This is a genomic window from Saccharopolyspora gloriosae (assembly GCF_014203325.1).
GTDB lineage: Bacteria > Actinomycetota > Actinomycetes > Mycobacteriales > Pseudonocardiaceae > Saccharopolyspora_C > Saccharopolyspora_C gloriosae.
In genome coordinates this window covers 2016374-2028700 of the sequence record NZ_JACHIV010000001.1, presented here as the reverse complement: position 1 = coordinate 2028700, position 12327 = coordinate 2016374, and the positions used below count along the sequence as shown (strand labels likewise).

The window sequence follows — 12327 nt, the reverse complement described above, 5'->3', positions numbered from 1 at the left end:
CAGTACGAGTTCCGATTCGATGTTCAGCTCGGGCCCGCAACGGTTCCCCCTGAGAATCCGTTGCGGCGCCGTAGGTTCGCGAGATCGCCCCCGCCGTGTCCTCAGCCGTCGACGAGCTTGGTGAGGTTGGTCAGGCTGTCGATCAGGTCGCCGATGTAGCCGGTGATCCGCCCGACCCACTTGACCACGGCGGATGCGATCTGCGCGGCCACTACCGGGATGGTCACCACGAAGATCGCCTCCGCGGCCCACACGATGACGCGCGCCACCAGGTCCGCGATCAGGTCCCGCACCAGTTCGCGGGTCATCTTCACCAGGCCGCCCGCGCCTTCGGTCGCGGCGGCCATCGCCGCCGAGGTCGCGCCCAGGCCCCCTATCGCGTCCACGTTCGCGCCCATCATGGCGCGGTAGGCGTCGGCGGCCTGGCCTTCCCAGCCGGGCAGGTCCCGTTCCAGGTCCGACTTCAGGTCCTCGGACATCGACGCGAGTTCGGTGGCCATGTTCGTCCACGTGTTGGCGTGGGAGGTGACGACGTCGGGCATGCCGGTGAGTTCGTCGAGCATCTCCCGCAACGGCTCGAAGTGCTCCATCGCCCAGCCCAGGCCGTTGGACAGCAAAGTGCCGAACGGGTCGAGCACGGCGGAGGCGACCTCCAGCCCGACGCCGACGCCGGAGAGCACGCCGCTGACCCAGTCCTCGCTCTGGATCGCCGTGACCAGGCCTTCGACGCTCTCCGCGGTACCGGCGCCGGTCCACGCCTTCTGCGTCGACTGGACGGGGGCGACCAGTGATTCCTCGCTCACAGGCCACCTCCGGCGGCCCGCAGGTTCTGGCCGTGCTCGTCCTCGCGGCGGTCGTAGTCGTCGGCGGTGGCGCGCAGCGCGGACGCGGCCTGCGCGAGGTTCTCCTCGACGTAGGCGAGCAGTTCGTCCTGCTTGGTGTGCCTGCCCTCCAGGATGCCGGCGATCCACGAGCACAGGACGCCGTAGGCCTGGTCGTCCTGCGCGATGTGCCCGCTGGCCGATTTCACCGCGCCGAACCGCTCCTGGATCGCCTCGACCTTGCCCGCGTGCGCCCGCAGCTTCTCGGCGTCGACGTTGAAACCGTCACCCATGTTCAGCTCCGGAAGTCCGAGGTCACGTCGTAGTCCTCGTCGTCGTCGGGAGGACGCCGCGCGGGGGTCGCGGGCTCCTCCGCGGCCGGTCCGCTGCGCAGGCGGTCGCCGAGGCGCTGCGCGATCTCGCGGCCCGCGGCGGAGTCGGCGCCGAGGGTGTCGGTGACGATCTCCTGGGAGCGGTCGGCGGCCTGGTTGCGCGCCAGGCCGAGCGCCGTCATGACCGCTCGGGCGACGACGGCCGGGGCCTTGCGCTTGATCTCGTCGGTCAAGCGCAGGTCCACGAGCGAACCCGTGGAGTCGACCGTGACCTCCGCCAAGCCCTGCGGGTCCGAGGCGCTGACCTTGACCTCGTTGATCCGCTCGCTCATGGCCTGGGTGTTGGCGGCCACCTGCTCGGCCCGCTCCCGCCACGCGGCCAGCCGCTCACGAGCGGCATCCGGGTCGAGGACGTCGCCGTTCACGCGGCGCCCCGATCAACCACACGTGCTTCGCTCGACACGGTCACTCCCCCAGGAACGCTGGCGCAGACAACTCGATCACCAGCGTCCCACCAACCACTCGCACGGGGAGCGAAAAGCCCGCCGATCACTCGATCAGCCTAGCGCCACCGATGATCCACGAACGGCAGCACATTGATCTTGTCGTCCCCTGGTGAGCAGCGTTCTCGGTCTGTGTCCTGTCAGCGGCGAAGCCGCTGAGCAGCGACCACCATGCCCACCGGCACCGCAGCGGGTTCTCAGCGTTCTTCTCGCGAGGACAGCTTTTTCACTCGTGGCGGAGCCACTCGGGAAAAAGATCCCGCAGCGAGAAGAACGCTGAGGTTCCGCCACCCGCCCCACTGCGCAAGCCGAGACGAAGACAGGCACTCACCGCTTCAGTGATGCGTGTAGTAGTTCCAGAGGGTGGTGGGCTTCGCGGGGCGTGCCGTGGGCGATCTGCTGGCGGCAGGACACCCCGGTGGCCGCGATGATCGTCGTGGCGGGTTCCGCGCGCACCGCCGGGAAGAGCCGGTCCGAGCCGACGGTCATCGACATCTCGTAGTGCTCGGCCTCGAAGCCGAACGACCCGGCCATGCCGCAGCACCCGGCGTCGACCTCCTCCACCGCCGCCTGCGGGATGCGCCGCAGCAGGCCGACCGTCGCGGCCGTGCCCACTTCGGCCTTCTGGTGGCAGTGCCCGTGGAACAGCACTCGCCGCCGCGCCGGCCAGGTGTCCTCGGACAGCTCCAGGTCGCCCGCGTCGATCGCCTCGGACAGCACCTCCTCGATCTGGCGCACCCGGCCCGCGACGTCGCGGGCGGCCGGGTCGTCGGGCAGCAGCGACAAGGTCTCGCCGCGCAAGGTGAGCACGCAGGACGGCTCGCACCCGACGATCGGGGCGTCCGACCCGGCCAGCCGCGACACCAGGTCGCGCGCCTTGGCCTTCGCGTCGTCGACCAGGCCCTTCGACAGGCTGGAACGCCCGCAGCACCCCTCGTCGACGAGCCGCACCTCGTAGCCCGCGCGTTCCAGCAGCTCCACGGCCGCGCGGCCGATCGCCGGTTCGGTGTAGGTGGTGAACGAGTCCGCGAGGAACAGGATCGGCCCGCGCGGCGCCCGCTCGCGAACCCGGCGCCCGCGGAACCACGAACCGAGGTGGCGGCGTTCGAAGCGCGGCAGCGGCCGGTGCTCGGTGATGCCCAGCGCTCGCCGCATCAGCTTGCGCAGCAGCGGAATCCGCCCCGGCAGGTTCGACAGCGGAGCCGTCGCCGCCCCGAGCCGGTTCAGCGCGCGGATCGATCCGAACACCCGAGAGCGCAGCGGCACCCCGTGCTCGTCGTGGTGGTGCGACAGGGTTTCGCTCTTGAGCTTGGCCATGTCCACGCCCAGCGGGCATTCGCTCTTGCACGCCTTGCACATCAAGCAGAGGTCCAGCACCTCGTGCAGCCGCTCGTCGCCGAGCGCGCGCTTCGGGTCCGGTTCGGACAGCGCCTTCACCAGCGCGTTCGCCCGGCCGCGAGTGGCGTCTTCTTCCTTGGTCGTGGCCATGTACGACGGGCACATCACGCCGCTGGAGCTCTTGCGGCACAACCCGATGTTCATGCACCGGTCGGCCGCGCCGCGCATCCCGCCGACGACGTCGAAGGACAACCGGGTGCGGAACGGTCCCGGCACCGGTTGTTCGGCGTCGCGCAGGTGCTCGGTCATCGGCGGGGCTTCGACGATCTTGCCGGGGTTGAGGGTGCCCGCCGGGTCGAACAGCCGCTTCACCCGGCACATCGCGGCGTAGAGCTCCTCGCCGAACAGCTCCCGGTTGAACTCGCTGCGCGCCAGGCCGTCGCCGTGTTCGCTGGAGTTCACCCCGCCGTACTCGGTGACCAGCGACTTCACCTCTTCGGCGACGGCCCGCATCTTCTCCACCTCGCCGGGCCGCGCCAAGTCCACGAACGGCCGGATGTGCAGGCAGCCGACCGAGCAGTGGCCGTAGAAGCCGGCCTTCATGTCGTGGCGGTCGAGGATCTGCGCGAACTTCGCGGTGTACTCCGGGAGGTGCTTCGGGTCGACGGCGGTGTCCTCGACGAACGCCAGCGGACGGCGCGTCCCTTCGCCCGCCGCCATCAGCAGGCCCAGGCTGGACTTGCGGACCTTCAGCAGCGCCGACTGCTGCTGCGGGGTCACGGCCTCCAAGGTGTGGTAGCCGTGCCCGTGCTTGCGCCACCGCGCGGTGAGCCGCCGCAGCCGCCCCACCAGCTCGTCCTCGTCGTCGCCGGTGAAGCTGACGAACAGCAGCGCGTCCGGATCGCCTTCGAGGATGGTGCCGAGCGAGGCGTACTCGATGCGCTGCCGCGACAGGTCCAGGATGGTGCGGTCCATCAGCTCCACACCGGACGGGTCGCAGGACAGCGCGTCGTCGGTGGCGGCGATCGCGGCCTGCGTGGAGGTGAAGTGGCCGACGGCGATCACCGTGGTGCGCGGTTTCGGCACCAGGTTCACCAGCGCGCCGGTGGCCACGACGAGCGTGCCCTCCGAACCCACCACGAACTCGGCGAGGTCGAACGGCGTCGGCTCGGCCAGCCGGTCCAGGCGGTAGCCGCCCGCCCGGCGCCAGAACTCGGGAAAACCGCGGGAGATCGCGTCTGCGTCCTCGGCGACGATCCGCGGCAGTTCCCGGTACAGCCGCGCTTCGAGCGTCGACCCGGCCGCCCGCCGCTGCCGCTGCTCGTCGTCGACGGGTCCGAACCGGGCCGTGGACGCGTCCGAGAGCACCACGTCCAGCTCCCGGACGTGGTCGATCGTCATGCCGTGGCGGACCGAACCGCTGCCCGCCGAGTTGTTGCCGATCATGCCGCCGAGCGTGGCGCGATTGCTCGTGGAGGTGTCCGGGCCGAACATCAGCCCGTGCGGGGCGGCGGCGCGGTTGAGCTGGTCCTGCACCACGCCCGGCTGCACCCGCGCGGTCCGCGCCTCCGGGTCCAGTTCCACGATCCGGTGCAGGTGACGGGACATGTCGAGCACGATGCCGGGGCCCACGGTCTGGCCCGCGAGGCTGGTCCCCGCGCCGCGCGGCACCACCGGGACGCCGTGCTCGGCCGCCGCCGCGACCGCCGCCGCGACGTCGTCGGCGTCGCGCGGGAACACCACGCCCAGCGGCGTGATCGCGTACATGCTGGCGTCGCGGGAGAACAGGTGCCGGGTGTAGTCGTCGAACTCGACCTCACCGGCCACGTCCGCCTTCAGCCGCCGTTCCAGGTCGCTCATCACGCCTCCTCCAGCACCCGCAGCGCGGCGGTGATGCCGCCCTGGTCGATCGGCACGCCCGCCAGTTCCAAGCCCATCTGCACCCCGGAGAGCGTTCCGGCCAACGACACGTCGTTGAAATCTCCCAGGTGGCCGATGCGGAACACGGTGCCCGCGAGCTTGCCCAGGCCCGCGCCCAGCGACATGTTGAACCGGTTGAGCACCAGCCCCCGGAACGCGTCGGCGTCGTGGCCCTGCGGCAGCAGCACGGCGGTCAGCGCGGGCGAATGCTCCCGCTCGTCCAGGCACAACGTCTCCAGGCCCCAGCCGCGCACGGCCGCGCGGGTCGCGGCGGCGTGGCGGCGGTGGCGGCGGAACACCTCCGGCAGGCCTTCTTCTTCCAGCATGCGCAGAGCTTCGAGCAGGCCGTAGAGCAGGTTCGTCGCCGGGGTGCTGTGGAAGAACCCGCGCTCGTTCGCCGCCAGGATCGGACCCCAGTCCCAATAGGACCGCGGCAGCGTCGCGGATTCCCGCGCGCGCAACGCCTTCTCGCTGATCGCGTTGAAGCCCAGACCGGGCGGCAGCATCAGGCCCTTCTGCGAGCAGGAGATCGTCACGTCGACGCCCCACTCGTCGTGGCGGAAGTCCACCGAGCCCAGCGACGAGATCGTGTCCACCAGCAGCAGCGCCGGGTGCGCCGCGTCGTCGATCGCCCGCCGCACCTCCTCGATGCGGCTGGTGACCGCCGTCGAGGTCTCGTTGTGCACGGCGCACACGGCCTTGATCTCGTGGTCGGCGTCGTCGGCCAGCCGCTGCCGCACCACCTCCGGGTCGACGCCGCGCCGCCAGTCCCCCGGCATGAAATCGACTCGCAGCCCCAGGTTCTCGGCCATCTCCCGCCACAGGGTCGCGAAGTGGCCGGTCTCGAAGGCGAGCACGCGGTCACCGGGGCTCAGCGTGTTCACCAGCGCGGCCTCCCACGCCCCGGTCCCCGAGGACGGGTAGATCAGCACCGGCCCGCTGGTGCCGAACACCGGCCGCACCGCGGACAGCACTTCGCGGGTGAGCGCCGCGAACTCGGGCCCGCGGTGGTCGATGGTGGGGGCGGACATCGCGCGGAGAACGCGGTCGGGAACGTTCGTGGGGCCGGGAATTTGCAGGAAGTGCCGGCCGATCGGCTGCGCCATCGGAATCTCTCCTGGTCTATTCAGAGCTCTTGACCGTCAATTGTGTCCGGGGTCATACTTCCCCGGCGGCGAGACGTTGATCTCGCATCACGGAATTTGATTCCGCTCCCTCCCCGAGCCGACGACCGCCTCGAATCGAGGAGTCACATGTCCGTACAGATCTGGTCCATCATCGGTCTTGTCCTCATATTTCTCATCGCCACGTTGCGCTCGGTGAACATGGGAGCCGTGGCATTTCTCGGAACATTCCTGGTCGGCACATTCCTGATCCGCGAGAGTGCCGATGATCTGTTCGCGGGTTTTCCCGGCGACCTCTTCGCGGTGCTCGTCGGCGTCACCCTCCTGTTCGCCATCGCCAAGAGCAACGGGACCGTGGACTGGCTCATCCACGCCGGAGTCCGCGCGGTGCGCGGGCGAATCGCCCTCGTACCCTGGGTGATGTTCCTGGTCACGAGCTTGTTGACCATGGTCGGCGCGGTGGTTCCGGGCGCCGTGGCGATCATGGCCCCGATCGGGCTGAGCTTCGCGGCGCGCTACCGGATCAGCCCGATGCTGATGGGCTTGCTCATCATCAACGGCGCCACCGCGGGCGGCTTCTCGCCGATCAGCATTTTCGGCAGCATCACCAACGGCGTCGTCGAACGCAGCGGACTTCCCGGGAACCCGCTGCTGCTCTGGGGCAGCCAATTCGCGTTCAACCTGGCGCTCAGCGTGGTCGTCTTCTTCATCTTCGGCGGCCGAGAACTGCTGCACCGAAAAGTCGAAACCGAATCCGAACCGCCCGTCCGAATCGAGGAAGAACCGTCCGGCGGTGCCGGGACCACTACGATCACCGCTTCCGGAACGGCCACCATCACCGAAGTCACCGCGCTCAACGCGCAGCGGGCGCTGACGCTGACCGGATTGATCGTGCTCGCGATCGGCGCGCTCGCGCTCGAATTCGACGTCGGGCTGCTGTCGCTGAGCATCGCCACCGTGCTGTGCGTGATCTTCCCGCGGACCACCACCGCGTGCGTGGGCCAGGTGGCCTGGCCGACGGTGCTGCTGATCTGCGGGGTGGTGACGTACGTGAGCATGATGGAACGCATCGGCACCATCGAATTCCTCGGCGACGGCGTGGCGGGCATCGGCGTTCCGCTGCTGGCGGCCTTCGTGATCTGCCTGATCGGCGCGGCGGTGTCCGCGTTCGCCTCCACCACCGGCATCCTCGGCGCGCTCATCCCGCTCGCGGTGCCGTTCCTGCTGACCGGTCAGGTCGGCACCATGGGCCTGATCATCGCGCTGACCGTGGCGTCGTCCGTGGTGGACTCCTCGCCGTTCTCCACCAGCGGAGCCCTGGTCGTCGCGAGCTCCCCGCCGGAACTGCGCGACGGCGTGTTCCGGAAGCTGATGGCCTGGGGCATGAGCATGATCGCCGTCGGCCCCGTGGTGGCCTGCGCGCTGTTCGTGCTGCCCGGCTGGCTGTGATCCGGTGGCCCGCCGAGCAGCGGCTCGGCGGGCCGAACCGGATAAACTGCCGGTATGAGCGAAGGAATGCGCACCGTGCTCTCCGCTTTCCGGGTGCTCGAAGAGGTCGCGCACACCCAGCCCGCCGGAGTCGGCGAACTCGCCCGCAGGCTGCGGATGCCGAAGAGCACCGTGCAGCGCGCGCTCCGGACGCTGTGGACCGCGGGCTGGATCTGCCCGGACGGCGCCGACGTGACCCGCTGGGTGCTCACGACCCGCGCGTTCCAAGTGGGCCAGCACGCCGTGTCCGACATCGGCGTGCGGGACGCGGCCACCGCGGTCATGCACGAGCTGCGCCGGGAGACCGGCGAGACCGCGCACCTGATGGTGCGCGAAGGTGATCACGCCGTGCTCATCGAGCGGATCGAGACCGAGCACCCCATCCGGGCCGTGCTGCCGCTGGGCAGCACCGTGCCGTTGCACGGCTCGTCCAACGGCAAGGCGATGCTGGCGGGCATGCCGCGCGAGTCGGCGCGGCGGATCGTCGGCGAGGACCTGGCGCGCTACACCGACAACACCATCGTCGACTGGTCGGAGTTCTCCACCGAGCTCGACCGGGTGGCCGAGCTCGGGTACGCGGCGAACTTCGCCGAGTGGCGCGCGGACATCGCGGCGGTCGCGGCGGCCGTCTTCGACGACACCGGGGAACCGATCGCGGGCCTGTCCATCTCCGCTCCCGCCGACCGGATCACACCGGAACTGCGGGAGCGCTACGGCGCGCTGGTCGTCGAGGCCGCGGCCAGGGTCAGCGCGACACTGGGACACCGACCGGCGGTGGATCCTCGTTGAACCACCCACCGGCCATCACCGGCCACGCCACTGCGGGCGGCGCTTCTCGGTGAACGCGCGCACCCCTTCGCGGAAGTCCTCGCTGCCGTAGCAGGATTCGACGAGGTCGTCGCCGGAGGGCAGCGCGTGCTCCCGCAGCCTGCGGATCGCCTCCTTGCTCGCTCGCATCGTCAGCGGCGCCTGGTCGGCGAGCTGCGCGCACAGCTCCGCGACCCGTCCGTCCAATTCGGACTCCGCCAGCACCTCGGAGGCCAGGCCGGCGCGTTCGGCCTGCTCCGCGCCGATGAACCCGGCCGTGCAGATCAAGTGCATCGCGCGTCCGGCTCCGATCAGGCTCACCAGGCGCGCGTAGTTGCGCATCGACAGGCAGTTGCCGACGGTCCGGGCGATGGGCAGCCCGAACTTCGCGCGCTGCGAGCAGATCCGCAGATCGCACGACGCGGCGAGGGTGAGCCCGCCGCCGGTCGCGTAGCCGTCGATCACCGCGATCGTCGGCACCGGGATCCGCTCCACCGCGTCCACCACCGCGTCGATGCGGCGCTCGTACTCGTGCCCGTCCGCGCCGGTGCGGAAATCGCGGAACTGGGCGATGTCGGTGCCCGCGACGAAGGCCTTGCCGCCCGCCCCGCGCAGCACCGCGACCCGCACCCGCGGATCGGCGGCGACGCGCTCGCAGAACTCGGCGAGCCCGTCGTACATCTCCCAGGTCATCGCGTTGCGCGCCGCGGGCCGGTCGAAGGTGGCGGTGGCGACGGTCCCGGTGAACTCGGTGCGCAGCTGCCCGGTCATTCCACGGCTCCTTCGGCTCGCAGCGCCCGGATCTCCTCGTCGGAGCGCCCGGTGGCGCGCAGCAGTTCGTCGGTGTGCTCCCCCAGTCCCGGCGCGACCCGGCGCACTCCGGCGGGGGTGCCGCTGAGCTTCACCGGCACGCCCAGCGATCGGACGGTGCCTTCGGTCGGGTGCTCCAGTTCCAGGACCATCTCGCGGGCGAGGGTGTGCGGATCGGCGCAGGACTGCGCGTAGTCGCGGATCGGCCCGACCGGGACGCCCGCTTCCAGCAGCAGCTCCGCCCACTCCTCGGTGTCGCGGGTGCGCAGCGTCCGGGCGAGTTCGCCCGCCAGCTCCACGCGGTGGCGCACCCGATCGGTGTTCGTGGCGAACCGCTCGTCGGCCGGGAGTTCCGGCCGTTCCAGCACCGCGCACAGCCGCTGCCACAGGCGTTCGTTGTTCGCGCCGATCGTGAGGTGGCCGTCGCGGGTGGGCAGCGCCTCGTACGGCGCGTTCACCCGGTGCGCCGAGCCCAGCCTGCCCGGCGCCCGGCCGGTGGCCCACAGCTCGGAGGTCTCCCAGATCGACAACGCCAGCGCGGCGTCGTAGAGCGAGGTGTCCACGGCCTGGCCCCGGCCGGTGGCCGCACGGGACAGGCAGGCGCTGAGGATGCCGACCGCGCAGAACAGCCCGGCGGACAGGTCCGCGACGGGCACCCCGGATTTGGTGGGCGGACCGCCCGCGTCCCCGGTCACGCTCATGATCCCCGACATCGCCTGGGCGATCAGGTCGTAACCGGCGCGCTGCGAATACGGACCCGTCTGGCCGAAACCGGAGATGGACGCGTAGACGATCCGCTCGTTGCGCTCGCGCAGCGTCGGGTAGTCCACGCCGAGCCGGGCCGCCACGCCCGGCCGGAAGCTCTCCACCACGACGTCGGCCTCGTCCACCAGGCGGTAGAAGGTCTCCCGCCCGGCCTCGGACTTGAGGTCCAGCGCGATGCCGCGCTTGTTCCGGTTCACCGCGAGGAAGGCGGCGCTCTCGCCGTGCGGCAGCCGGTGCCCGGTCGCCTGGCGGGTCGCGTCGCCCCGGCCGACCGGCTCCACTTTGATCACGTCGGCGCCGAGGTCGCCGAGCAGTTGGCAGCAGTAGGGCCCGGCCATGACCTGGGTCAGGTCGAGCACGGTCAGGTTCTCCAGCGCGAACGTCATCGTTGCCCGCCGATCCGTGCCGTCATGCGGCACAGCCTGTTTGTGACGGCATAACCGTACGAGCACATCGAAGGCGCGGTCAACCGCCGCGAACCACCGGGAGAAGGCGCCCGCGATCAGGTGACCCGACTCACACATCGACTTCCCGGTCGCTTGAAATACACAGGTCGAGCGCAGCGATGCACCGGGCGGGAGATGGGTCGAGCAGTGGCAACGAGAGGCGGCAGGTCGCCTCGATCAGCCTTCACGACGTTTCCCGGACATGATCACGTCGCGTTGTCACAGGAGTTCCGGATGAACCACATCATCGTCGCGCTGTCGGTCGAAGCGCTCGGACTGTTCTCGATCGCAGGCGCCATCACCGCCTGGACCCGCTCGGTCCTGCGCGCCACCCCCCGCTGAGCCCACCGCAGGGACGGCTTCCGGACACGTCCCCGCCCTAGCAGGCGGCACCGCTTTCCGACGGGTGCCGACGCCGAAGGGGCCCGTCGCACGCGCGACGGGCCCCTTCGGTCGTTCCGGTCGGGTTACTTCTGGGCGGCGACCAGTCGCTCGGCCTCCGCGTGGTCCACGGCGGCCGGGGGCGAACCGGGCAGGCGCTTGCCCGCGGTCTCCTTCGCGAAGTACACGGCGACCGCGCCGATCACCCCGGCCCCCATCAGGTAGTAGGCGGGGATGTCGATGTTGCCGGTCAGCGCGATCAAGCTCGCCACCACCGTCGCCGTCGTGCCGCCGAACAGCGACACCGCGATGTTGAACGCGATCGACAGCCCGCCGTAGCGGATGTCGGTCGGGAACAGCGCGGGCAGCACCGACGGACACGTGGAGTTGAAGCACAGCAGCATCAACCCCATCAGCAGCAGGCCGCCGAAGGTCGCCACCGTGCCACCGATCTTCAGCAGCATGATCGCCGGGATGGACAGCACCACCAGCAGCACGCAGCCCGTGTAGAGCACCGGTTTGCGCCCGATCTTGTCGCTGAGCCGCCCCACGAACGTGATCAGCACCATCGACGCCAGCAGCACGAGGATCTGCAGCACCTCGGAGACCACGCTGGGCGTGCCCGCGTGCCCGTGCTGCGGCAGCGTCTGGGTGAGGTAGGTCGGCATGTAGCTGGTCAGCATGTAGTTGGTGACGTTGAAGACCAGCACGATCCCGCCGCACACCAGCATCGCGGGCCAGTGGTTGATGAAGATCTTGCGGAACTCGCTCAGCGTCTGGTTGCCCTCGCGGCCCTCGGACTCCGCGGCGATCTTCGCGAACGCCGGGGTCTCCTCCAGCTTCATCCGCAGGTACAACCCGACGCCGCCGATCGGGCCCGCGATCAGGAACGGGATGCGCCAGCCCCAGCTGAGCAGGGCGTCCTCGGAGAGCGTGGCCTCCAGCACCGTCGCGAACGTGGCGCCGAGCGCGTAGCCGGTCAGCGTGCCGAACTCCAGGAAGCTGCACAGGAATCCGCGCCTGCGGTCCGGCGCGTACTCGGCGATGAACGCCATCGCCCCGCCGTACTCGCCACCGGTGGAGAAGCCTTGCAGCAGCCTGGCCAGCAACAACAGCATCGGTGCCGCGACACCGATGGCGTGGTAGTCGGGCAGGATGCCGATGATGAACGTGCTGATCGCCATCATGATCACGGTCAGCGACAGCACCTTCTGCCTGCCGATCCGGTCACCGAGCGGCCCGAAGAACAGGCCTCCGAACGGGCGCACCAGGAACGCCGCCGCGAAGGTCCCCAGCGTCGCGATCGTGCCCATCGTCGGTGACAGGCCGGTGAAGAACACTCCCTCGATCTTCACCGCCAAGTAGGAGTAGACGCCGAAGTCGAACCACTCCGTGACGTTGCCGATGGCAGCCGCACCGACCGCGCGCCGAATCACGTTCGGTTCGGTGACCGTCACGTCCGATACAGAAAATTCGCCCGAATTCGCGTCGGACGAGCCATCCCCTGACAAGGCGAACACCCCTCTACCTGCTTCTCGCCGCCGGCCCGAGCGATCCCCGAGCCCTCGCGGAGCAACTGATCTCCAGGTCTC

General features: G+C 70.1%; 10 protein-coding genes. 2 read left to right on the top strand and 8 right to left on the bottom strand.

All coding sequences use genetic code 11. The features are described 5' to 3' along the window. Window positions 1-101: 101 nt before the first annotated feature. From BJ969_RS09220 to BJ969_RS09200, 5 genes are all read right to left on the bottom strand, one after another. Window positions 102-803, bottom strand: coding sequence for a WXG100-like domain-containing protein (locus BJ969_RS09220; RefSeq protein ID WP_184478448.1), 702 nt, complete (start codon window positions 801-803; stop codon window positions 102-104). Continuing rightward, on the bottom strand, window positions 800-1114 hold the full coding sequence (locus tag BJ969_RS09215) for a type VII secretion target (protein WP_184478446.1): 315 nt from the start codon (window positions 1112-1114) through the stop codon (window positions 800-802). Before BJ969_RS09215 ends, BJ969_RS09220 begins: the two co-directional genes overlap by 4 nt. 2 nt (window positions 1115-1116) lie before the next feature. Beyond that, window positions 1117-1578: a YbaB/EbfC family nucleoid-associated protein gene (locus tag BJ969_RS09210; RefSeq protein ID WP_184478444.1), complete on the bottom strand. Its 462-nt coding sequence runs from the start codon at window positions 1576-1578 to the stop codon at window positions 1117-1119. A 405-nt stretch (window positions 1579-1983) separates the two neighbouring features. Further along, window positions 1984-4854, bottom strand: a complete 2871-nt coding sequence (locus BJ969_RS09205; protein ID WP_184478443.1) for an FAD-binding and (Fe-S)-binding domain-containing protein — start codon at window positions 4852-4854, stop codon at window positions 1984-1986. Further along, window positions 4854-6020 carry a pyridoxal-phosphate-dependent aminotransferase family protein gene (locus BJ969_RS09200; protein WP_184478441.1) on the bottom strand — a complete coding sequence of 389 codons (1167 nt, stop codon included), beginning with the start codon at window positions 6018-6020 and terminating at the stop codon, window positions 4854-4856. Before BJ969_RS09200 ends, BJ969_RS09205 begins: the two co-directional genes overlap by 1 nt. A gap of 147 nt (window positions 6021-6167) precedes the next feature. Here BJ969_RS09200 and BJ969_RS09195 point away from each other — a divergent pair, with 147 nt between their 5' ends. Both BJ969_RS09195 and BJ969_RS09190 read left to right on the top strand, forming a co-directional pair. Continuing rightward, window positions 6168-7487, top strand: a complete 1320-nt coding sequence (locus BJ969_RS09195) for an SLC13 family permease (protein WP_184478439.1) — start codon at window positions 6168-6170, stop codon at window positions 7485-7487. A 54-nt stretch (window positions 7488-7541) separates the two neighbouring features. Further along, the gene (locus tag BJ969_RS09190; RefSeq protein WP_221315757.1) at window positions 7542-8315 is read left to right on the top strand and encodes an IclR family transcriptional regulator; all 774 of its coding nucleotides are present in this window, start codon (window positions 7542-7544) and stop codon (window positions 8313-8315) included. Between the two features lie 15 nt (window positions 8316-8330). Here the strand turns inward: BJ969_RS09190 and BJ969_RS09185 are convergent, their stop codons facing one another. From BJ969_RS09185 to BJ969_RS09175, 3 genes are all read right to left on the bottom strand, one after another. Then, window positions 8331-9104, bottom strand: a complete 774-nt coding sequence (locus tag BJ969_RS09185) for an enoyl-CoA hydratase/isomerase family protein (RefSeq protein WP_184478437.1) — start codon at window positions 9102-9104, stop codon at window positions 8331-8333. Continuing rightward, complete coding sequence (locus BJ969_RS09180) at window positions 9101-10294, bottom strand: CaiB/BaiF CoA transferase family protein (RefSeq protein ID WP_184478435.1); 1194 nt, start codon at window positions 10292-10294, stop codon at window positions 9101-9103. The genes BJ969_RS09185 and BJ969_RS09180 overlap by 4 nt, the downstream gene beginning before the upstream one ends. A gap of 527 nt (window positions 10295-10821) precedes the next feature. Then, window positions 10822-12192, bottom strand: a complete 1371-nt coding sequence (locus BJ969_RS09175; protein WP_343071309.1) for an MFS transporter — start codon at window positions 12190-12192, stop codon at window positions 10822-10824. Window positions 12193-12327 lie beyond the last annotated feature (135 nt).

Excerpts from the sequence above, each read along its gene's own strand:
- BJ969_RS09215 (WP_184478446.1), bottom strand. The coding sequence starts at position 1,114 with ATGGGTGACGGTTTCAACGTCGACGCCGAGAAGCTGCGGGCGCACGCG.
- BJ969_RS09205 (WP_184478443.1), bottom strand. The coding sequence starts at position 4,854 with ATGAGCGACCTGGAACGGCGGCTGAAGGCGGACGTGGCCGGTGAGGTC.
- BJ969_RS09200 (WP_184478441.1), bottom strand. The coding sequence starts at position 6,020 with ATGGCGCAGCCGATCGGCCGGCACTTCCTGCAAATTCCCGGCCCCACG.
- BJ969_RS09195 (WP_184478439.1), top strand. The coding sequence starts at position 6,168 with ATGTCCGTACAGATCTGGTCCATCATCGGTCTTGTCCTCATATTTCTC.
- BJ969_RS09190 (WP_221315757.1), top strand. The coding sequence starts at position 7,542 with ATGAGCGAAGGAATGCGCACCGTGCTCTCCGCTTTCCGGGTGCTCGAA.
- BJ969_RS09185 (WP_184478437.1), bottom strand. The coding sequence starts at position 9,104 with ATGACCGGGCAGCTGCGCACCGAGTTCACCGGGACCGTCGCCACCGCC.
- BJ969_RS09180 (WP_184478435.1), bottom strand. The coding sequence starts at position 10,294 with ATGACGTTCGCGCTGGAGAACCTGACCGTGCTCGACCTGACCCAGGTC.